Annotated in this window: 21 protein-coding genes; 9 read left to right on the forward strand and 12 right to left on the reverse strand. The window is 43.6% G+C overall.

The genetic code is table 11. The features are described 5' to 3' along the window. Window positions 1-13 precede the first annotated feature (13 nt). The 4 genes from C6Y03_RS12040 to C6Y03_RS12055 form a co-directional block, all read right to left on the reverse strand. Window positions 14-1,147, reverse strand: a complete 1,134-nt coding sequence (locus tag C6Y03_RS12040; protein ID WP_106039364.1) for a zinc-dependent alcohol dehydrogenase — start codon at window positions 1,145-1,147, stop codon at window positions 14-16. 150 nt (window positions 1,148-1,297) lie between these two features. Beyond that, complete coding sequence (locus C6Y03_RS12045; protein ID WP_060595457.1) at window positions 1,298-2,320, reverse strand: quercetin 2,3-dioxygenase; 1,023 nt, start codon at window positions 2,318-2,320, stop codon at window positions 1,298-1,300. Between the two features lie 88 nt (window positions 2,321-2,408). Continuing rightward, window positions 2,409-2,972, reverse strand: coding sequence for a TetR/AcrR family transcriptional regulator (locus C6Y03_RS12050; RefSeq protein ID WP_034664477.1), 564 nt, complete (start codon window positions 2,970-2,972; stop codon window positions 2,409-2,411). Window positions 2,973-3,009: 37 nt separating this feature from the next. Further along, entirely contained in the window at window positions 3,010-4,491 is a 1,482-nt protein-coding gene (locus tag C6Y03_RS12055; protein ID WP_189318323.1) for an amidase, read from the reverse strand. A gap of 168 nt (window positions 4,492-4,659) precedes the next feature. Between C6Y03_RS12055 and C6Y03_RS12060 the strand changes: the two genes are divergently transcribed. Further along, complete coding sequence (locus C6Y03_RS12060; RefSeq protein ID WP_106039366.1) at window positions 4,660-6,291, forward strand: S8 family peptidase; 1,632 nt, start codon at window positions 4,660-4,662, stop codon at window positions 6,289-6,291. Window positions 6,292-6,331: 40 nt separating this feature from the next. On the opposite strand, the gene C6Y03_RS12065 is transcribed toward C6Y03_RS12060, so the two are convergent. After that, window positions 6,332-6,871, reverse strand: a complete 540-nt coding sequence (locus tag C6Y03_RS12065; RefSeq protein ID WP_106039367.1) for a ribonuclease FAU-1 family protein — start codon at window positions 6,869-6,871, stop codon at window positions 6,332-6,334. 113 nt (window positions 6,872-6,984) lie between these two features. On the opposite strand from C6Y03_RS12065, the gene C6Y03_RS12070 reads away from it, so the two are divergent. Continuing rightward, window positions 6,985-7,188 (forward strand): hypothetical protein, encoded by a 204-nt coding sequence (locus tag C6Y03_RS12070; protein WP_060595455.1) that lies wholly within the window; start codon window positions 6,985-6,987, stop codon window positions 7,186-7,188. A 46-nt stretch (window positions 7,189-7,234) separates the two neighbouring features. Here the strand turns inward: C6Y03_RS12070 and C6Y03_RS12075 are convergent, their stop codons facing one another. After that, window positions 7,235-7,783: a GNAT family N-acetyltransferase gene (locus C6Y03_RS12075; protein ID WP_106039368.1), complete on the reverse strand. Its 549-nt coding sequence runs from the start codon at window positions 7,781-7,783 to the stop codon at window positions 7,235-7,237. Window positions 7,784-7,997: 214 nt separating this feature from the next. On the opposite strand from C6Y03_RS12075, the gene C6Y03_RS12080 reads away from it, so the two are divergent. Then, window positions 7,998-9,215 (forward strand): multidrug effflux MFS transporter, encoded by a 1,218-nt coding sequence (locus C6Y03_RS12080; RefSeq protein ID WP_106039369.1) that lies wholly within the window; start codon window positions 7,998-8,000, stop codon window positions 9,213-9,215. Between the two features lie 13 nt (window positions 9,216-9,228). On the opposite strand, the gene C6Y03_RS19180 is transcribed toward C6Y03_RS12080, so the two are convergent. From C6Y03_RS19180 to C6Y03_RS12095, 4 genes are all read right to left on the reverse strand, one after another. Next, window positions 9,229-9,399: a hypothetical protein gene (locus C6Y03_RS19180; protein ID WP_181185465.1), complete on the reverse strand. Its 171-nt coding sequence runs from the start codon at window positions 9,397-9,399 to the stop codon at window positions 9,229-9,231. Further along, window positions 9,396-9,983: a DUF1700 domain-containing protein gene (locus tag C6Y03_RS12085; protein ID WP_106037051.1), complete on the reverse strand. Its 588-nt coding sequence runs from the start codon at window positions 9,981-9,983 to the stop codon at window positions 9,396-9,398. The genes C6Y03_RS19180 and C6Y03_RS12085 overlap by 4 nt, the downstream gene beginning before the upstream one ends. After that, window positions 9,976-10,293: a PadR family transcriptional regulator gene (locus C6Y03_RS12090; protein ID WP_034664309.1), complete on the reverse strand. Its 318-nt coding sequence runs from the start codon at window positions 10,291-10,293 to the stop codon at window positions 9,976-9,978. Before C6Y03_RS12090 ends, C6Y03_RS12085 begins: the two co-directional genes overlap by 8 nt. A 97-nt stretch (window positions 10,294-10,390) precedes the next feature. After that, a complete protein-coding gene (locus tag C6Y03_RS12095; RefSeq protein ID WP_066031792.1) occupies window positions 10,391-11,221 on the reverse strand; it encodes a YitT family protein in 831 nt (276 codons plus the stop codon). A gap of 335 nt (window positions 11,222-11,556) precedes the next feature. Here C6Y03_RS12095 and mmuM point away from each other — a divergent pair, with 335 nt between their 5' ends. The 3 genes from mmuM to C6Y03_RS12110 all read left to right on the forward strand — a co-directional run bounded on the left by mmuM (window position 11,557) and on the right by C6Y03_RS12110 (window position 14,688). Next, window positions 11,557-12,495, forward strand: coding sequence for a homocysteine S-methyltransferase (mmuM, locus tag C6Y03_RS12100; RefSeq protein ID WP_060595451.1), 939 nt, complete (start codon window positions 11,557-11,559; stop codon window positions 12,493-12,495). Window positions 12,496-12,541: 46 nt separating this feature from the next. Continuing rightward, complete coding sequence (mmuP, locus tag C6Y03_RS12105; RefSeq protein ID WP_106039370.1) at window positions 12,542-13,945, forward strand: S-methylmethionine permease; 1,404 nt, start codon at window positions 12,542-12,544, stop codon at window positions 13,943-13,945. 122 nt (window positions 13,946-14,067) lie between these two features. Next, a complete protein-coding gene (locus tag C6Y03_RS12110) occupies window positions 14,068-14,688 on the forward strand; it encodes a hypothetical protein (RefSeq protein WP_034664315.1) in 621 nt (206 codons plus the stop codon). A gap of 344 nt (window positions 14,689-15,032) precedes the next feature. On the opposite strand, the gene C6Y03_RS12115 is transcribed toward C6Y03_RS12110, so the two are convergent. Both C6Y03_RS12115 and C6Y03_RS12120 read right to left on the reverse strand, forming a co-directional pair. After that, a complete protein-coding gene (locus C6Y03_RS12115; protein WP_060595449.1) occupies window positions 15,033-15,515 on the reverse strand; it encodes an Ig-like domain-containing protein in 483 nt (160 codons plus the stop codon). A gap of 106 nt (window positions 15,516-15,621) precedes the next feature. Continuing rightward, window positions 15,622-18,291 (reverse strand): S8 family peptidase, encoded by a 2,670-nt coding sequence (locus C6Y03_RS12120; RefSeq protein ID WP_106039371.1) that lies wholly within the window; start codon window positions 18,289-18,291, stop codon window positions 15,622-15,624. A gap of 179 nt (window positions 18,292-18,470) precedes the next feature. Between C6Y03_RS12120 and C6Y03_RS12125 the strand changes: the two genes are divergently transcribed. From C6Y03_RS12125 to C6Y03_RS12135, 3 genes are read left to right on the forward strand one after another with little or no spacing between them, the layout of a single operon-like run. Then, window positions 18,471-18,992, forward strand: coding sequence for a PTS sugar transporter subunit IIA (locus tag C6Y03_RS12125; protein WP_223250468.1), 522 nt, complete (start codon window positions 18,471-18,473; stop codon window positions 18,990-18,992). Next, a complete protein-coding gene (locus tag C6Y03_RS12130; protein ID WP_007498438.1) occupies window positions 18,989-19,318 on the forward strand; it encodes a PTS fructose transporter subunit IIB in 330 nt (109 codons plus the stop codon). Before C6Y03_RS12125 ends, C6Y03_RS12130 begins: the two co-directional genes overlap by 4 nt. Before the next feature lie 36 nt (window positions 19,319-19,354). Continuing rightward, window positions 19,355-20,473: a PTS fructose transporter subunit IIC gene (locus C6Y03_RS12135; protein ID WP_034664325.1), complete on the forward strand. Its 1,119-nt coding sequence runs from the start codon at window positions 19,355-19,357 to the stop codon at window positions 20,471-20,473. The last annotated feature ends 19 nt before the right edge of the window (window positions 20,474-20,492 follow it).

The raw sequence follows: 20,492 nt of genomic DNA on the forward strand, positions 1-20,492 counted from the left end.
CCTAAGCCTTTTTTTATGGCTTTAAGATGACCTTTATACAATCATCCTTTTTTTCGTTAAATATGTGATACGCATGAGCGGCATCATCTAATGGCAATTGATGTGTGATGATCGCTCTAGGATCAATTTCACCGGTTGTCACTTTTTGATAGAGCTTTGACATGTAGCCTCTCGCCGGAGCCTGTCCCATTTTCAGGGTGACGTTTCTTGCGAAAAAGGCACCTAATGGGAACATATTGTATAGGCCGCCGTACACACCCGTCATCTGCACCGTTCCACATTTACGGACGGCTTTTGTAGCAATTTGAATCGGTCCGATCGTTCCACCTTGCAGCTTGAGTTTCTGCTCAATTTTTTCAAGCGGTGACTTCTTCCCGTCCATTCCCACACAATCGATCACAACATCGGCTCCACCCTTGGTGAGCTCCTTTAACGTTTCTCCCATGTCGGGATCTTCTGTAAAATCAAATACTTCTACGCCGCTCATCCGTTTTGCATGACGCAGACGGTAATCAATATAATCGACCGCAATCACACGTTCTGCCCCTTTTTGCCATGCAAATTGCTGCGCCATTAACCCAACAGGTCCACAGCCTAACACAATGACCGTATCACCTTTTTTCACACCTGCGTGCTCCACGCTCCAATAGGCAGTTGGAAGAACAGCCGATAAGAACAGCAATTGTTCATCCTCCAGCTCACAATCATCTGGGATCTTAAACGGGGTGTAATTTCCAAAAGGCACGCGTAAATATTCTGCCTGTCCTCCAGGATAGTTCCCATATTTCTCACTATATCCAAAAAGTCCACCCGAATCGTAGTGCGGGTTTGAGTTGTCGCATTGACTTTCTAAATGATGATGACAATATTGGCATTGACCACATGCAACGGTAAATGGAATAACGACACGATCTCCCTTTTTTACTACCGTGACATCCGGTCCAACTTCCTCCACAATCCCCATTGGCTCATGCCCAATCACATAGCCGATTGGAAGCGGGAAGTTCCCCTGATACAAATGTAAATCAGATCCACAAATTGCTGTTGATGTAATTCGTATGATCACATCTTCCCGATCTTGAATAGATGGCGCATCTACTTTCTTCACTGCAATGCTATTTTTTCCTTGATAAGTAACAGCTCTCACATGCATTTCCTCCTTTAGCGAAAATCATCTGTACATAGCTTCACCTGGAATGGATGGTTCATGCATCAGATCAGGAATATTTGAAAAACAAAAAAGCCCGTCGATGGGTTCGACAGGCGCTTATTCAATCATGTGTAACGCGTTACATATTTATCCTTTTTCGACAAAAACCAAATCATATTGAGAGGAAGTCTCTCGATCGATCATCAAGTTCCCTTCTTGAATAAAATAAGGACATATACTCGGGCTTTGTGATTCTTCAAACTGCTCATACAACTGCTCAATCTTTCCAGGGAGCAGTAAAAGCAAAAATTTATTAGAATGGGAAACGAATTCATAAGAATGAATCGTATCCGGCGGTATATAGGCAAAATCACCCGGCATCAGGCAAATATCCTCTCCGTTCAATTGAAGGTTCATTTTTCCTTCAACGCAATAGAGTGCTTCTGTATGTACTTGATGATAATGCGGAGGAAAATACTTTCCCTTCGCGCCTTCAATCACAAAATGACTGAACCCGCCTCCAGTTGTTTCTGTTGTTGCGATCAGCTCATGAAGCTGACCATCCACGATATATTGCTTCCCTTCACCAGCCTCTAAAACATAGGGCTGCACCGCCTGAGGGAGCTGACTATGAAATAAAACGGAGGGCTTGGTTGTATTTGATAGCTGCCGGATACCATGCATCAATATGAGATCGCTTTCTTTTTCAGCTTGTTCAAAGCTGGCTGCATCGAAAGCATGATCAGTCATCAGCCATTCGTTCTGCTGAAGCCTCTTCCCAATTTGCTGATAGACATCTGTCATTTGTCCGCCCAACGTATATGAAATAAACCTTGTTTTGTGACTATGCATTCTGTAGCCATGAATCGTTTTAGGCGGGATATGAATATAATCGAAGGCTGTGACCATATATTTTTTACCGTCCAGTATCACTTCAAGCTTTCCTTCCAGCATGAAAATGGTTTCAAATAAGTGCTCATGACAATGAAGTGGAAAATAAGCTCCTTTCCCACCTGTGATTAAGACAAGCTCAAACAGCTGATTCGTTTGATTTGCTTCTGCCAGTACATGAACAAGCTGATTTTCCAGCCCATACAGCTTCCCTGATCCAGACACGGTATAAAAATAGGTATCCTCGGATTGCTTAATCGATTGCGGTTGCTCCGACATCCCATCACTCCTCATGACTAATTGACTAATTGACTATCTTTATTATATAGACCAATTGATATAATAGATAGACAATATGCGAGAGATTTTACTCTTCTCGCATAAATAAGTGTCTAAGGTAACACTTTACGTGTTCTAACGGGGTCGTTTGTTTGAGTGCTGTGGTCATCGATAGACCCCCAATCACCATTGAATGAAGGAGAGAAGCCAGCTCATCAGCTTTGTTTTCTTCATATCCGCTGTTCATTAGCTTTTCTTTCACAAGCTCTTGCCAGCGGATCATTTCTTGTTTGCATGCAGCATGAAGCTGCGTATGTTCTGGCTTGGATTCTGCCGCCAGCAAGACAATCGGAATCCCTCTTTCACTTTCTTGCTCCATAAATCCCCGAATGATGTTTGTCATAAAACGGTCGATGGCGATATAAGGGTCATCCGAATAGGCAAAACTTTCTTCAATTCGATCGATGACCTTTTGACTAATATATTCAACGGCTGCTATGGCTAGCTCTTCTTTTCCGTTTGGAAAGTAATAATAAAGAGATCCTTTAGGCGTGCCGCTCTCTCTAATAATTTGATTCAATCCTGTCGCATGATACCCCTGTTTTCGTAAAAGAAGTGCAGCCGTTTGAATGATTCTGTCCTTCGTACTCACGTGTGACACTCCTTTCCCTCCATAGACAAATGTCGTTTCAACGTATGATTTGATTTGTTCCTTTCCAAATCGAGGATGTCTCCATTTCTGCTGCAAGCCGAAGCAGCCAGTCCTCTTTTCCCTTTGGTGCTGTCACCTGTACCCCTAAAGGCATGCCCGCTTCAGTGAGATGAACAGGAACACTCATAGAAGGCTGACCCGTTAAGTTGGCAAGCTGTGTAAATGGTGTGTAGGTCAGACTCTTTAAGAACATGTCATAAATGAGATCCTGCTGCGCTTGCATTGAGAGGGATGACACACGTAAAAGTTCAGTGATTTCCTCTTTCGAATGCATCAGCTCACCAATCTTTGGAGCTGAATAGGCAGTAGCTGGTGTCACAAAAAGATCGTACGTTTGATGAAATGATGCCATTTGTGCAGCCGCCATATCCCACGCATCAAGACTTTCTGTATAAGCAGCAGCGGTCACATTCTTGCCAGCCTCCGCCAGCACCCATGCGACGATGTCCGTTTCCTCCGGATTGACTGGACGTCCTAATGAACGAGCCAAGGACGTGAATAATGCAGACATTTCTCCGCTATTCATGACGTAGTATTGCTGCATCAGATGGATCCCGTCAATTGCCGGCTTCGCTTCTTCTACTTGGTGCCCTTGGTCACTCAGCCATTTCACTGTTTGCTGAACCGCCTGCTTCGCTTCCTCACTAACCTTCGTACCTACTGGAGATTCTATACTGTAAGCAATTCGCATAGAAGATGTACGTTTCACTAGATCTTCTTGATAGCTGCCGTCGTATAACGGCGTTTGGAAAGCCGCTTCAGGCTGAATGACTTGAAGCAGATCAAGAAGGGCTGCACTGTCCCGCACTGTTTTTGTGAGTGTAAAATCAATGGAAGCCCCTTGCCACTGCCTTCCTGCGCCTGGTCCTACCGGCGTTCTTCCTCTCGTTGGCTTGAGACCGAACAAACCTGTAAAGGATGCTGGAATCCGAATGGACCCACCGCCATCACTTGCTCCACCAGCCGGTACGATGCCGCTTGCAACAGCTGCTGCCGTCCCGCCGCTTGAACCGCCAGGGGAATAGTCAGGATGCCAAGGGTTCCTCGTTGGACCATGTAAAGAAGGTTCTGTTACATTCCTTAAACCGAATTCTGGTGTGTTTGTATGCCCCATCATGAGAAATCCAGCCTGCTTCAATCGATGGACAAAGTGGGAATCCGTTTTTGCCTTTACATCCTTTAACAATGCAGCACCTGCTGTCAGCGGTTCATTTTCCATCCCTTGCGATATATTTTTCAGTACAAATGGAACGCCCGCAAACGGCTGATTCGTATGTAATGTCTTGATTTCTTTTAATACTTGATCTTCTCTTGTCTGAATCACCGCATTTAGTTCAGGATTGACCTCATTCAATCTAGCAAATGCAGCCTGTACAAGCTCGTCTGGCGTTACCTGCTTATTCCGTACAAGTGCTGCCAAGCCAGTCGCATCATACGTCATATACTCTTTTACGTTCATCAGCATGTCCTACTTTCTCTTATTATGATCTCTCTATTGTCTACTAGATTTGTATGAATTTCAATTTCAGGTTACTTGTAAAAAAACTTTCTGACAAACAATATGATTCTTCTAACCATCCTTCTCATTTCTCCGATATAATAGAGAAAAAAAGACGGAGGTCATCGTATGCAAGGGGCTATCGCCTTGAAAAAGAAAATCGTCGTAGTCATCGCGTTTCTTCTTGCGTTGACAACTGCCTTGCCTTACCATTCGCAGGCAGCTGCACCGCCAAAAGAAACAGATGTCATCATCGTCTATAAAAACCAAAAAGGAAAGCAAACGGCTATTGAAGAAAGTGAAAAAGTGAACGCTCAGTACATACATCTTCCCGCTGTCGCTGTGACAGCAGATGAACAAGCGGTCACCTCACTCAAAAAAGATCCAAACATCGCTTATGTCTCAAAAAACATAAAGGTTAAACTCGCTTCTTCTACTATGAAAAAAACCGCTGCCGCTACGGGTCAGAATTTTTTGGTTCAACAATCTTACAACTTGCAAAAGCTGAATGTAAAGCAAGCGATAAAAGAAGGCGTCACGGGGAAAAATGTGAAGGTAGCTGTTTTAGATACTGGTATTTCTCCACATGAGGATTTAAAGATATCCGGCGGGAAATCATTTGTGAAGTACACAACTTCCTATAAAGATGATCAAGGGCATGGCACACATGTCGCAGGCACGATTGGTGCGCTCAATAACGATTATGGCACAGTCGGCGTCGCTTCTGGTGCGAAGCTGTATGCTGTAAAAGTGTTAGATAAAAAGGGAGAAGGCGACTTGTACAGCCTGCTTCGAGGAATCGATTGGGCCATTAACAACAAGATGGATATTATGAATTTAAGCCTAAGTTTTGAAGACAATATCCCCATCTTGCATTCAGCAGTGGATGCGGCATACAAAAAAGGACTGCTTGTGGTCGCTGCAAGCGGGAATGATGGGAAGAAGAATTATATTAGCTACCCTGCCGCGTACAATAGCGTCATTGCCGTTTCTGCAACGACGGACAAAGACAAACTCGCGTCTCTCTCAAATACAGGGAAAGGCATTGAATTTTCTGCCCCTGGCCAGAACGTCATTAGCACTTATTTAAAGAATGAATATTGGTATGCAACAGGTACATCACAAGCTGCACCGCATGTCACAGGCATGCTGGCACTGTTGAAACAGCTTCATCCGAAAAAAACAAATGTACAGCTTCGCACCTTATTGCGCAGCTATACAGTGGATCTTGGCGCAAAAGGAAGGGATCCACAATTCGGCTATGGCCGCATGCAATATATACCACAATCAAGCTTTTTGAAGGCTGCGACCAGCGCTGTCAAAACAGCCGAAACATCTAAAAAGCAGGCAGATGTCAATCAAGCCAAAACGAGAATTGGCCGACTCACTGCAAGTAAACAAAAAACAGCACTCACCGAACGGGTGAAAAAGGTACAAGGAACCATTGATATCCGTTCCGCACGTGCAAAGGTTCAAACAGCCGAAAAAAGCAAAACACAAGGGGCCATTAAAAGCGCCCAAACGGCTATCAAAAAGCTAAACAAAGGTAAAGAAAAAACAAGCCTCCAAAACCGGCTCGACAAAGTCAAAAAACAGGTCGCCTATCAAAAGAAAGTGACAGACGCCAAACAAAAGGTCAAAAAAGCAGAAGCCAAACGAACAAAGAAAACAAAAGCAGCGGCTCAAACCGCTGTCAAACAGCTAAAAGCTTCCAAAACGAAAACCAACTTACAGAAACGATTAAACCGTATCAAGGTTTGACAGAAAAAAACGATTCCTCGCCTGAAAGGAATCGTTTTTTCTATTTCAACATCGGCTCAAACAAGCTGTGATGATATTTTCCTTCGGCATCTGCCCTCACTTGATCGAGTATGCTTTCTAACGAAGCCATCACACCCTCTAATGCCTGGCGCACTGAACCTTGTTCAAAAGCCGCTAAACTCTCCGGCAATTCATCTTCATCCAACACAAAGAAATGACCATTCGGCAGAACGAGAAGATCAATAATGAGGTCTTCAAATATGACCAGCTGGCCGTTGAACCATGTATTCCCCACAATATTAAAATAAGACCCAAGTTCCTTCCCTTGATCATCCCTCCAGAAGTAAATATTGTAAGGTCGATCCTTCCAATAATAAGCGGTCGTATAGCTCCCTTTTGGAATGGTCAGAGCACCATCACCTGCCCTCATCATAAACGTGTCTTCGATCTTGTGAAACAGCACAGCCTGCTGCTCCTGTGCGTCTAACAGCTGACAAGTATATTCCACGACCTTCTGATCGTATTTGATTTTCCTCTCGATTACTTCATCCCAACGATCCGCATGTAGCGAAAACAACATGTCACAACTCCCTCTGCTTCTAGTTTCTCTCTTTCCAGTATACACCGTTTTTTTATGAAAAAATAAAGGGTTGCTGCATTCACATATGGAAGACCTATGATGAGGTGAAATAAATGAACGGAATCACGATTCTTGAAAACCTTACACAGCTTGGACAAATCATCCTCATTTTTTGCGGCTATGCCCTTTATTGGCGGCTGGTGAAAACGAAGAGAGAACGAAAGCTTTCTCCTTATGAGCGCATGTTAAAATTCTTTGTTATGTTCGGTTTAATCTCGTGGTTGGTATCATATTGGGCGCTTGTATTGTGGGCATAAATTGAAAAAGGAAGAGCTGTCCATTGAGGACGTGCTCTTCCTTTTATTACGCGTGATGTGATGAACCAGCCGGCTGTTCTTTTTGGATAACATATTGATAGCTCTTGACATGCGTCCCATTTTGATTCACAAATTCTTTATCTAGTGCACGCTCAAAGCCCATTCTTTCATATAGACGAATGGCAGCCTGCATTTTATCAGATGTATGAAGATACAGGACATTTTCGCCCCATGATTGCGTAAGTTCAATACTTTTACGTAACAATGACTCTGCAATTCCTTTTCCCCTAACATCGGGATCTACTCCTAAAAACCGGACGATGGCTGATGTAATGCCCATTTCGGGTTTGTCATACGCTTGCTCTGATGACCGAAACATTTGAAGCGTCCCCACGACCTTGCCTTCAAGCTCCGCCACAAGCATCAGCTCCATGTTCGGATTATCTACAGCTGCTGCAAGCGCAGCAGAATAATTTTGCCAGCCTTCCTCTGTAAATTGAGGCTCATACTGTGAATAGGATTTGATTAGTACATGCCTGATCGCTTCATGATCTTCTTTGACTGCTTGACGAATGATCAGCTCTTGCTGCTTCATGTCAGCACCTCCTGTTGTTTATTGCTAGATATACGTATCATGCAAATACTGCATGTCGATGACCTTGTTCTTTTCTCTACTCATTCAATGTAAAGAGTCTCATTCGAAAGATCAATCATTTTGCACGGAATCCATCTTTGAAAATTTCTATTGAAAAGGAACGCTTGATTCATTATGCTGTTTTGAGGAAGTATACGAGGAGTGTAGTGATCATATGAGTTCTTTATCTTATCCCCAAGAATCGGAAAAAAATCGATTTCTCCTTGCTGCATTGCTTGGGTCTTTAACAGCCCTTGCACCGCTTGCAATGGATATGTATTTACCTGCTTTGCCTAATATTGCGCGTGATTTTGAAGCAAGCACGGCTTTGTCCCAATTAAGTCTTATGGCTTGTCTTATTGGACTGGCGCTTGGACAGCTGATTGCAGGTCCTATTAGTGATACGATCGGCAGAAGAAAACCGCTGATGATCGGCTTAATCATTTTTATAGCCTCATCACTTTTATGTACGGTAGTCACATCGATTTGGATGTTCATCCTCTTAAGATTGATTCAAGGGCTCGCTGGTTCAGCTGGCATTGTCATTGCACGAGCCATTGTGCGAGATCATTATGAAGGATCAGAAATGACGAAATTCTTTGCACTGCTGATGTTGGTCAACGGGGTTGCTCCGGCAGCGGCACCTATTGTGGGCGGACAGATTTTACGCTTTACAACATGGCAGGGTGTATTTGTTCTACTAGGAATTCTCGGGGCCTTGATGCTGCTGAGATCCATTTTTTCACTACAAGAAAGTTTACCTGTGGAGCGCAGACAGACTGGGGGCTTTCAACAGATTGTTGGTGCCATGAAAATTTTAGCGAGTGATCGTCTCTTTGTTGGGTATGCCCTCTCGCAGGGTCTTGTATTCGCAGCGATGTTTGCCTATATTTCTGGCTCACCGTTTGTGCTCCAGGATCTTTTCCACCTTTCTCCACAAGGATTTAGTGCTGCCTTTGCAGTGAACAGTCTTGGCATCATCATGGCTGGACAAGTATTTGCCCGTGTCGCTGTAAAAATCGGCGAAGAGAAAGTTCTTCGCATTGGATTGCTGACAGCTGCCTTAGGCGGCGTCACCTTATTTTTGATGATCTCCATTGATGCAGGATTGTATGGCATTCTCATTCCATTGTTTTTTGTTGTCTCAAGCGTCGGAATTGTCGGTACGTCCGCGCCGTCTCTTGCGATGCAGCATCATGGAGCGCATGCAGGAAGTGCAGCTGCCCTCATCGGGGTGGCACAAATGCTGCTAGGCGCATGCATGACACCTCTTGTCGGACTAGCGGGAAGCCAAACAGCCTTTCCAATGGGCCTGATCATTATGCTTTGTGAACTAGGTGCACTTTGCTGTTATTTCTTCTTTGTGGTTCGAGCGAAAAAAAGACCCGCATAAGCGGGTCTTTCATTTATGGCTTGTTCCAATTGATAGTGCGGAACACATTGTTCTGGTCATTGTTGTGATATGCATCTAGGTCAAAGCCTGATAGTCCAAAACCAATTGCCATGATCATTCCTCCGACAACGGTGAAGATGATCCCCCATTTGATGCATTGCTTTTTTAAATCATTCACATTCATATTCTCACGACCTTCTTTTTAAACATTCCCATGAATGCCTTAGTGGTTTGAACAGTCATTTGAACAAATAGCTTTGTCAAATACACCGTGGCTATGCCGCATAATAATCCGACACCTAATAGAAGAATACCCACTCCAACCTGCGTCACCACCACATGCAAACCGTCCTGAAAAATAAATGGAGAACCAATGATGCTCCAAAAACCTCCGAGCAGACCAGTGAGCGTCAATGCACCTGTGACGAGCGGAACGCACCAAACCACCATATAGACAGAAAGAATCAGCAGAAAGACCGTTGCTAAAATACTTCCCCATAACGGAAAGCCCAAAATGAGAATGGAAAGCCTTGTAGCTTTTTCTCCGAACGTCGGCACCTGAGCAGTTTTGATTCCTTGTTCCTTCATAATCCCCTCAGCGATGATTGAAGGCTGACCCACTTGATGAACAGCTTCCTGTTCGCTGTAGCCATCTTCCTGATAATCCTCGATCATTTCATCGTAATATTCGATGAACCGATCACTTTCTTTTTCGCCTAGACGATGCAGGTGCTTCTCTAAGCTGGCTAAAAATTCTTTTTTATTCATTGCCCTGTCCTCCAGAAATAAAGTCGTAAATCGCCATTACTTGATCCCATTCCGCTAAAAACTGCGCCATATGCTCACGGCCGCTATTTGTCATTCGGTAGTACTTTCTTAATCGACTGTTATGTTCCTGGGAATAGGTCTCCACATAGTTGTTTTGCTCTAACCGCTTTAATATCGGATATAATGTCGATTCTGAAATCTCAATACAATGGGACATATCTTTAATAATTTGATAACCATAGGAATCGCCTTTCTTTAATACCGCCAGTACACAGAATTCCAGCAAACCTTTTTTTAATTGTGCATTCATGATTACAACTCCTAACCATTTATACTATACAATACATAGTATAATGTGACAAGAGGTATAGAGCATAAAAAAAGACCCGGTTAAGGTCTTTTCAGGTTTATATATTCACAAATCCTTCTCCGAACACATCACGCACGTCATGGACAACAACGAATGCGTCTCGATCAATTTTCTTGATGATTTTCTTTAGGCGCATGAGCTCTTGCTTTTGAATGACTGCGTAGAGAATCTCCTTCGATTCCTTTGAATAATGACCGCGTCCGTTTAAAATCGTCACGCCTCGATCCAAAGTGTGATTGATTTCTTCAGCAATATCATCTTTGCATGAAGAAATAATCGTTACTGCCTTTTTCGTGTTAAGCCCTTCTATCACGAAGTCCATCACCTTTGTTGCCACGTACAGCATCACAATGGTGAACATTAATTTTTCCGCACCAATAATAAAGTAGGAAGCAAATACGACGATCAGATCAAAGAACAAGATGGCATAGCTCACGTTCCAGTCTAAATACTTGTTGGCAATTCTTCCGAGTATGGCAGAACCCGCCGTTGTACCGCCTGCTCTTAGCACAAGACCAATTCCAATACCGATGATAATTCCTGCGAAAATCGCTCCAATGATCAATTCATGTACATTCACGACCCATGTTGTGGTCAGGTGTAAAAATAGGGAGTTACTTGCGACGGCAACCACAGTATAAATCGTCGTCTTCTTGTCCAAATATTTATACCCCACAAGCAGCAGGATGGAATTAAACACCAGGTTCGTCAGCCATGGTGCAATTTCAAACAAATAATAGAAAATGATGGACAGCCCCGTTACACCGCCTTCACCAAATTCAAGTGGAATGACAAACATGTTCACTGCTGCAGCAAATAAAAAAGAACCAATCAGAATCATAGCCAAATCTTTTACACATTTTTTCAATTTCTTCTTTCCTCCTTTTCTAAGCATATAAAAAACCCTCTTTCTGCACGAAAGAAGACAGTCGTTGGACAAAATAAAAATCAAAAGACAGCGCCTTTTGATGAAGCTTTCTGAAATGAACCTTTCCATAATATATATCTCTTTTTAGAGGCTGTCAATGACTTGGTTTTCTATTATTTTGACTGCATGTTTATGCACCGAAACCCGCATGTTTTCAAGGTTTTTCCGCGATATCATGCTTTTTCCTCTCCTTGACAAAAACACTTTAGTCATTTAAACTACTGCCTCATATCATATCCATCATTTCCAACTAAAAAGGAGGGTGTTCGTTTCCGATGAATCCTATTCAAAGCCGTTTACAGCCTCACGCACCTTTGGTTTTAGACGGTGCACTTGCAACGGAGCTTGAACGAAAGGGCTGCGATTTAAACGATCGTTTATGGTCAGCCAAAATACTCATTGAACAGCCAGAATTGATTCAGCAAGTACACTTGGATTACTTCCAAGCCGGAGCTGACTGTGCCACAACAGCGAGCTACCAAACAACGATTGATGGCTTCGCTGAAAAAGGCTATACAAAAGAAGAAGCCATTGAACTAATGAAACGATCTGTCACTTTAGCAAAAGAGGCACGCGATCTTTTTTGGCAGGATGAAGCGCGTCGTAAAGGGCGGACAAAACCATTTGTCGCAGGATCTGTGGGGCCATTCGGCGCTTATTTGTCTGATGGTTCAGAATATAAGGGAAATTACGGACTCACGGAGCAGGCACTCATTGATTTTCACAGACCAAGAATTCAGGCATTAGTAGAAGCTGGTGCAGACATTCTTGCATGTGAAACGATCCCTTGTCTGATTGAAGCAACGGCTATCGCAAAGCTGCTGCAAGATGAATTCAGTGGTGTATGTGCTTGGATTACTTTCAGCGCGAAGGATGACCTTCATATTAGTGAAGGTGATTTGCTCAGAGAATGTGTACAAGCACTGGAACCATATGAACAGATCGCTGCTGTTGGTGTAAACTGTACGCCGCCGCAATTTATCTCTTCTCTCATTCAAGAGATGAAAAAGGGGACGAGCAAGCCGATTGTCGTGTATCCAAACTCAGGAGAATTATATGATCCTGAAGAAAAGGTATGGAGCGGGGATACATCTCAGCATACATTTGGTGAATGTGCGCATCAATGGTACAAAGACGGCGCGCATATCATCGGCGGCTGCTGCCGGACGACCCCAGAAGATATCACGGACATCTTAAAACAAACCACATCATAGCACCACGAATCATCACACATACTTCTAAGCAAAAGGGCGGGAAGACATGGAACAAGCAAAAGATCAGTCACAACAATATCAACGAAAAATGACGAGCCGCCACCTGTTCATGCTTTCTCTAGGCGGCGTTATTGGAACAGGGCTCTTTTTAAGCTCTGGGTATACCATCAATCAGGCAGGACCCGCAGGAACGATTCTTGCCTATCTTGTCGGGGCATTAATTGTGTACCTCGTGATGCTCTGTTTAGGCGAGCTATCTGTCGCAATGCCGGTTACAGGGGCCTTTCATACGTATGCAACAAAATACATTGGACCCGGCACAGGCTATACAGTCGCTTGGCTCTACTGGCTGACATGGACAGTGGCACTCGGTTCGGAATTTACAGCGGCAGGCCTTTTAATGCAGCGCTGGTTCCCAGACACATCGGTTTGGATGTGGAGTGGCGTTTTTGCTCTTCTCATCTTTTTACTCAATGCTTTTACAGTTAAGTTCTTTGCAGAATCGGAATTTTGGTTTTCCAGCATTAAAGTAATGGCTATTATTCTCTTTATTATCCTTGGCGGAGCTGCGATGTTTGGCTTGATTCCATTAAAGGGCGGTGAGGCCGCTCCATTCTTTTCTAACTTCACTGGAGATGGCGGACTTTTCCCAAACGGCTTTTTACCAATTTTAATGACGATGCTGGCCGTCAATTTCGCTTTTTCAGGTACGGAGTTAATTGGAATTGCTGCGGGTGAAAGCGTCAATCCTGACGAGACCATTCCAAGAGCGATTCGCACAACCGTACTGCGTCTTGTCCTGTTTTTCGTTGGAACGATCGTGGTCTTAGCCGGCTTGATCCCAGTGGAAGAAGCCGGGGTGATCAAAAGTCCATTTGTTGTGGTGTTTGATCGAATCGGGATTCCGTATGCCGCAGATTTCATGAATTTTGTCATTTTGACAGCGATCTTATCTGCTGCAAACTCTGGACTATACGCGTCATCCCGTATGCTCTGGTCACTTTCTGAGGAACGGACACTGCCTAAGAAACTTGCAAAGCTGACATCAAAAGGAATTCCTTTGAATGCACTGATTTTAAGTATGATCGGCGGTATTCTTTCTTTGTTATCAAGTGTCATCGCACCCGAAACGGTATACCTTGTCCTTGTTTCGATCTCTGGACTGGCCGTTGTAATCGTGTGGATGGGGATTGCTGCCTCACAGTTGATGTTTCGGAAACGTTTTTTACAGGAAGGCGGACAGCTCCATGATCTTTCCTTTCGAACCCCGCTCTATCCAGTGGTTCCAATTGCTGCCTTCCTCCTGTGTTTTGCATCTGTCATCGGTATTGCCTTTGATCCAAATCAGCGGATTGCCCTCATCTGCGGCATTCCTTTCATCGCGCTCTGCTATGCTGCCTATTATGTGACAGCTTGGATTCAGAAAAAACGAGAAGAACCTGGTGTATAGCACCAGGTTTTTTAAAGTATAAACAACTTGACAAAAAAGGATATCGCTAGCAAAAGAAACACACATTGGTATATGATAGGAATCTATGATTTTCAGGATGAACCAAGGGAGTTGTCACTAATATGGAAATGACCATTACAAGAGCATTAAGTGAACTGAAAATGTTAGATAAGAGAATCAACCGAACCGTTGATGAAGCCGTACTTGGTGGATTGATGATCGGGAAACATATACAGCACGGGTTTCAAAATCAAGAAGAAATCGAAAAAAAGGCGAAGGCTGATGACCAATCGATTCAAGCATTAATCAAACGCCGGAATGCCATCAAATCAGCCATTGTTGTGTCGAATGCGACCACAACAATTGATGTAGCGGGTGTCAGCATGACGGTGGCAGAAGCGATTGAACGGAAGACGTCCATTGAATACGATATTCGTTATTTACGGAAATTAAAAAAGGTGTACACAGAACTAGTAGACAAAGCAGAACAAACCAATGAAGATGTGAAAAAGAGACTCGACCAGCATTTAGAAACCTTGTTTGGAAAAGACGGAAAAACACAAGCGGCTGCCAACCAAGAGATCGTCAAGTCGTTCCTAGCTGAAAATGAGGCAACGATCATCGATCCGCTTCGTCTTCGAGTGAAGATTGAAAAGCTTTCGAACGAAATTGAGGATTTTCAAATGGAAGTTGATTTTTCCTTGTCTGAAAGCAATACACTGACGAAAATACAGATCGATTAATTGATTTTGTTAGTGAGCCGAAAATCGATAGAACTAAACACCTCCGAGGGAAAGGTCATTCCCTCCTCATCTGATCATCTCTGGATGATCCTTGATAAAAGCTCAAAGCTGAAGGTTCAAGGATCAACGTTCAAGTGTGAAAGTTCTTATCCATCAAAGCTCAGAATTAAAAGGTAAACGCTCGATCAAATCTGGGAGTCACGGCTCATGAGTGTTTGTTTATCGACTCTTTCGGTTGCCGCCCAGCAGGTTTGCTAACAAAAAGAAAAGGATGTCAAATGATGACATCCTTTTTTCTATGAAAAAAACGACAGGGCTTTCGCCAAGTCGCCTCTTCCAGCAGATTAGTAACGTGATGTATATGCCAAATGGTATACACTTGTGACATTTGAAGATAGCTTGATGTCGTTTGAAGTGAACGTCACTGGAACGATATCGTAGTAATGTGTAGACCAGCCTGCATTATTGTATGTTTGGTAGCCTGCACCTGCAGGAACTTGAAACGTCAGTGAAAATTGTCCATTTACGTCTGTTGTGCCTGTCGCTGTTTGAGCATATGATTTGATTGCTGCTTCAAAATAAAGCTGGATCGGCTGATTGGGCATGAGATTTCCACTTGCATCTTTTAGTGTTCCTTTAAACGTAGCTGGATAATAAGAACCCACGCGATATTTACTGCCATAGCCGTAATTCACCAATCCACTATCGGCTGCTGTAACACTTGTTACTTGTACAGATGCTGGTACTGCTCCTGTTTCCTCTGCATGTGCAAAGGTTGGGAATACGAGAAGCAATGATAGAAAGAAAGCAAACATCATTTTTTTCATCGATAAATCCTCCTTTTTTTCCTACTATATTACTATCGACATTAATTGGTATTTTTCCAGTAACAAACAAAAGAACTTCCCTTTTTTAGAAAGGGAAGTTCTTCTCTTACTTTTTCACAACAACAACCTTCACCGCTTTGCTTTCTCTTTTTCTCACATCAGAAGCGGTCACATACAAGACTGTTTTGGCTTTTTGCGGTTTTATTTGGGCAGTAAATGCGCCCTTGTTATTCGTTTTCACCGTTTTGATGACTTTCTTTGATTTGTTTTTCACTTTAATGGTCAATCCTGCACCCGCAGTCCCTTTGACCGTTTTACTTTTGACCGTTACTTTGCCCACTTTCGGCTTAGCTGGTGCTTTGCCTTTTTTGACGACTGTTTTGAGCGTTGTAGCGGCCTTTCCTTTTGAAATCTTAATGTGAAGGACTTTGTTTTTGTTCTGATGCTTGATCTTCACACTAAAAGTTCCATTTTTGCCTGCTGTGCCTTTTCCAAGCAGGGTTTTGCCTCTATACACAGAAATAGCAGCGCCGGCCTTTGCTTTACCTGTCACCTTTTGATGCTGATCCTCCACTTTGCTCACAGATGCATTCAGTTCGACAGCACTTAAAGCAGCAAATGCATTCAGTCTGCCATGACCTGTCATCCAATCAATACCTGGAATTTTCGGATCGACAATTGGCTCATCGTTTTCATCATAGAAAACGTCATCTTTTCCATCAACAGATGTAAAGGAGATCTTATCTGCTGTGCTTTGCAAGATATTCCTTACTTGATTTGGCTTCAAGGATGGATTTTTAGAAAGCAGTAATCCTGCTGCCGCTGCCACATATGGTGTCGCCATTGATGTCCCGCTCAGATATGAGACATTCCCATCTGGCATTAAGCTTGGAATATCAGATCCTGGTGCAGACATGCTCAGTCCTTTACCGTAGCTTGAGAATTCAGCGGCAATATCCATACGGTTGCTTGCGCCAATGGCCATTGCGTACTTTGATGTCGCAGGATAGCCCATTTCTGGAACGCCATCATTTCCACTCGCCACGACCACTAGTACATTTCTTTGAGCCGCGTAGTTCATTGCATATTCAATCACCCGGCTGTAGTAGCCGCCAAGGCTCATGTTGATGACCTTTGCGCCTTTATCCACTGCATGCTTGATTCCAAGTGCAATATGCTCTGTATCTCCAAAACCATAGGCATCCAGCACCTTCACTGGAATGATGCCCGTATGTTGGTTGAGACCTGCCATCGAGTAATGATTATCGGCTTTTGCGGCAATGATGCCGGCCACATGCGTACCGTGTCCATTGTCATCAATCGCATCTTTGTTTCGTCCAATGAGATTCGCACCTAAGTCCGTACGAACAGTCCCGCTTAGATCAGACAAACGACTGTCTACACCTGTATCCACAACTGCAATCAATGTTTGCTTCATCTTGCTTGTGCCAATCAGTGTATTCATTTGTTCAAACTTCACATCAGCGCCTTTTTTCCCGCTGTTTTGCGCACTGTTTTTCAGTGGCCACTGGTAACCATACTGCACGTCATTGCTCAGTGCACGATAAGTTTGAACAGGCTCCGCAAATTCAACATTCGGCATACTGGACAGCTTTCTTGCAGTGCTTTTGATCACAGCTTTGCCTGCTTTTAGTGTCTTCCCAGCTGATTCTTGCCCTGCTGGTACATCATAGACATACATTCCTTTAAACAAAGGACTTACTGACTGCGATGTCACGCGGTTTTCTTGGATTCCATAGCTTTTCATCTTCTTTTTCGCAGATTGAAGCGTTTGGCCATCCTTTAATTTAAAAATGATCTTATTCGTCTTCACTTTCTCTTCTTTTACAAGCTTTTGCTTCTCTAATACATAACCGATCGATTTTCCTTCAAGCTGATCGATTCCAATATTTTGACTCACTGCTTCTAATTCCTTCTTTAAATAGGCAGGACTTGCTCCTTTGAGCATATCAAAAAGGGAACGGATCGCCTGTTGTTCTTTCTCTGTCACGATATGACCGCTAAATGCACCATTTTTCTCTACGTCATTTAGCAGTGACTTTAATGTCAGCAGATGATTGTATACCTTTTGCTGCTCATTTTTTTGTTTGATGAGCTTCAATTTGAGAAATGGCTTTGTCTTTTGGAGCAGGCGACTCAGCTTCTGACCATTTGGTGTTTCATTAAAACGTTTATCTTCAATTGTACGCATCGATTGGAGAATTTCGCGCCCGTACTTTTTCTCAATAATAATGATGTCAGGCTCATCGTCTTCAGGGAAAACGGGTTCAGAAGGCGGAAGGTTAGCTCCTTTATACCCAATTGTATAGGCCGCATCCTCTTCCTCATCACGGCTGTCTTCCTCCGACCCTAAATAGAGCACTTTGACAAAATAAGGACCTGACCATGCATGCGGGAAGTCGATCTCTGTCTCTCCACTTGCAGTGTCCACACGATATCTGGAATAAGTGTCATCCTTCATCGCTCTGTCCTTGCTTGGATAGACCGATACGGACAACACTTGTTTACTTTTTACAGAAATTTTCATATGCGTATGTTTTGCCACCTCTTGTGCAGATGGCGTGATTTGGTACCATGACTCTTCCTTTTCATTCTGTAATGTACCTGAAATCACTTCACCATTTTTTAACCCAATGGCTTCATTGACAGTTGTTCCTTTACTGGCAGCTGCTGCCTCATATCCAGGTAATGCCGCCATACAGAGAATGATGGCCATGAGTACGATCACACAGGATTTGACCTGCTTTTTGAACATGAAAAGACCCCCTTATCTTTTGTAATACCTTGGAAGAATATCACAGAAATGCATTTAGTAGAATCTGTTTTTTACATAATTAAACTCGTTTTAAGCTAGGATTTGAGATATCCAGAAAGTATGACAGATAGCTTCATAAACTTTTTGCCATTTCAAACGGAAAATGATGCTATTTAACCATGCCGAAAAGTACATTACAATCAACTTGTAAGCGCTTAACAAACAAGAGAGAAGGGATCAGCTTGTTCCAAAAAGATCATGTTTTCACACAAGTAAACGGACGATCAAAGAATGAGATTTTACAATACATTGCCGAGAAAGCTGAAGACCTTCAGATTACAAACGATCAGGCGGGGTTATTATCCGATTTGTTGACACGCGAAGACGAAGTCTCAACAGGACTTCAGCAAGGCTTCGCCATTCCTCATACAAAAAGCTCCGCTGTACAAACGGCTTCACTTCTATTTTTAGAGTTAGAACAACCGATTGAATGGGGAAGCTTCGACGATTTGCCCACAAGCTATTTATTTACACTGCTCGTTCCATTAGAAGAAGCAAATGTCACACACTTGAAATTACTGTCAGGGATTGCGACAAGCCTCATGGAACCGGCTTTCATCGAAAAGATACAACCAGGTCAAACCGCTGACTATTATTACGAAGTCATTGAACAACAATTGAAAGAGGGGATTACACAATGAAAATTGTCGGTGTCACTTCATGTCCAGCAGGGTTAGCTCATACACCAATGGCAGCAAAGGCGTTAGAAAATGCGGGTAAACAGCTCGGTCACGAGATCAAAATCGAGCAGCAAGGGATTATGGGACAGGTAAATGGCATTACAGCAGAGGAAGCAAAACAGGCAGACCTTTGTATCATTGCCTCAAATCAGCATATCAACGATGCGGAACGTTTCTCAGGCATTCCCACAGTACGTGTCGAGATCGGACGCGCCTTAAAAAATGCCGAGCAAATCATCACAAAAGCCGTAGCACTTGTTGAAAAGAAAAAATCTGAATCTCAATAAACGTGAGCAATGCCATATAGAAAGGAGCAAAGCAAAATGAAAGCAAAATTAAAAGTCATTGAAGGCCATCTCATGACCGGTATTTCTTATATTCTTCCTGTGATCATCGGCGCCTCCCTTATCGTTGGTTTAGCAAAACTAGTCGGATTAGGATTTGGTGTTTCAGATTTAAACGCCTATAAGGATGCTGGCGGCATTTTACACGGCGCCTATTTAATGGAGCAGGTTGGCTGGACAGGCATTGGCTTAATGAACGTCCTGCTCGCTGGATTTATCGCCTATTCGATTGCGGATAAATCAGGTCTTGCGGCCGGCTTCATCGGTGGTGCCCTTGCCAGCTCAACGAATGCTGGATTTATCGGTGCCGTCATTGCAGGCTTCTTCGCAGGATATGTTGCTCTTTTTGTGAAACGAAAAATTCAAATTCAAGGCTCCGCAGCCGGACTCGTTCCTCTGCTCATCTTACCGCTTATAACCGTTGGCTTAACCGGGCTTCTCATGTCCGTTCTGCTGGGCGGACCATTAGGCGCTTTGAACACGGCATTAATTGAATGGATCAAAGGTATGGTCGCTGACGGCACAAGCACACTTGCACTCGCTCTGATTCTAGGTGCGATGATTGGCTTCGACCTTGGCGGACCGGTGAATAAATCCGCTTGGATGGCAGGTAATGCACTCTTCCTATCAGGCGTCTACCTCCCTGCCATCCTCGTCAATATTGCGATTGTCATTCCGCCGCTTGGATACGGGCTTGCGACATTGATTCGAAAACGCAACTTCTCTCCAACCTTTAGAGAAGCCGGACGAGGCGGGCTTGTGATGGGCATTATCGGTATTACGGAAGGGGCGATTCCTTTTACCCTTGTCAATCCTTTGAAATTAATTCCGCTCAATGTTGTCGCGTGTGCTGCTGGAAGCGGGGTCGCTGCATTATTAGGTGTTCATGACATCATGCCGCCAATTGGCGGGCTATACGGCTTCTTCTCAGTCGGAAACTGGTGGGCCTATTTAATCGGAGCCCTCACTGGCGCACTCGTCATCGGTATTGGCGCCAACCTGCTTGTGAATTTCTCTGAGAAAAAAGAGCCAAAAACGCCAGAACATGACCAGAAGCAGAAAGAAGAAGACGATTTTGACCTTGTGCTAGAAGGATAATTTGAACATAGAAAGGTGT

Source organism: Bacillus sp. LNXM65, assembly GCF_002998575.1.
Lineage (GTDB): Bacteria > Bacillota > Bacilli > Bacillales > Bacillaceae > Bacillus.

Excerpts from the sequence above, each read along its gene's own strand:
- C6Y03_RS12045 (WP_060595457.1), bottom strand. The coding sequence starts at position 2,320 with ATGTCGGAGCAACCGCAATCGATTAAGCAATCCGAGGATACCTATTTT.
- C6Y03_RS12055 (WP_189318323.1), bottom strand. The coding sequence starts at position 4,491 with ATGAACGTAAAAGAGTATATGACGTATGATGCGACTGGCTTGGCAGCA.
- C6Y03_RS12060 (WP_106039366.1), top strand. The coding sequence starts at position 4,660 with ATGCAAGGGGCTATCGCCTTGAAAAAGAAAATCGTCGTAGTCATCGCG.
- C6Y03_RS12065 (WP_106039367.1), bottom strand. The coding sequence starts at position 6,871 with ATGTTGTTTTCGCTACATGCGGATCGTTGGGATGAAGTAATCGAGAGG.
- C6Y03_RS12070 (WP_060595455.1), top strand. The coding sequence starts at position 6,985 with ATGAACGGAATCACGATTCTTGAAAACCTTACACAGCTTGGACAAATC.
- C6Y03_RS12075 (WP_106039368.1), bottom strand. The coding sequence starts at position 7,783 with ATGAAGCAGCAAGAGCTGATCATTCGTCAAGCAGTCAAAGAAGATCAT.
- C6Y03_RS12080 (WP_106039369.1), top strand. The coding sequence starts at position 7,998 with ATGAGTTCTTTATCTTATCCCCAAGAATCGGAAAAAAATCGATTTCTC.
- C6Y03_RS19180 (WP_181185465.1), bottom strand. The coding sequence starts at position 9,399 with ATGAATGTGAATGATTTAAAAAAGCAATGCATCAAATGGGGGATCATC.
- C6Y03_RS12085 (WP_106037051.1), bottom strand. The coding sequence starts at position 9,983 with ATGAATAAAAAAGAATTTTTAGCCAGCTTAGAGAAGCACCTGCATCGT.
- C6Y03_RS12090 (WP_034664309.1), bottom strand. The coding sequence starts at position 10,293 with ATGAATGCACAATTAAAAAAAGGTTTGCTGGAATTCTGTGTACTGGCG.
- mmuM (WP_060595451.1), top strand. The coding sequence starts at position 11,557 with ATGAATCCTATTCAAAGCCGTTTACAGCCTCACGCACCTTTGGTTTTA.
- mmuP (WP_106039370.1), top strand. The coding sequence starts at position 12,542 with ATGGAACAAGCAAAAGATCAGTCACAACAATATCAACGAAAAATGACG.
- C6Y03_RS12110 (WP_034664315.1), top strand. The coding sequence starts at position 14,068 with ATGGAAATGACCATTACAAGAGCATTAAGTGAACTGAAAATGTTAGAT.
- C6Y03_RS12115 (WP_060595449.1), bottom strand. The coding sequence starts at position 15,515 with ATGAAAAAAATGATGTTTGCTTTCTTTCTATCATTGCTTCTCGTATTC.
- C6Y03_RS12120 (WP_106039371.1), bottom strand. The coding sequence starts at position 18,291 with ATGTTCAAAAAGCAGGTCAAATCCTGTGTGATCGTACTCATGGCCATC.
- C6Y03_RS12125 (WP_223250468.1), top strand. The coding sequence starts at position 18,471 with ATGCCGAAAAGTACATTACAATCAACTTGTAAGCGCTTAACAAACAAG.
- C6Y03_RS12130 (WP_007498438.1), top strand. The coding sequence starts at position 18,989 with ATGAAAATTGTCGGTGTCACTTCATGTCCAGCAGGGTTAGCTCATACA.
- C6Y03_RS12135 (WP_034664325.1), top strand. The coding sequence starts at position 19,355 with ATGAAAGCAAAATTAAAAGTCATTGAAGGCCATCTCATGACCGGTATT.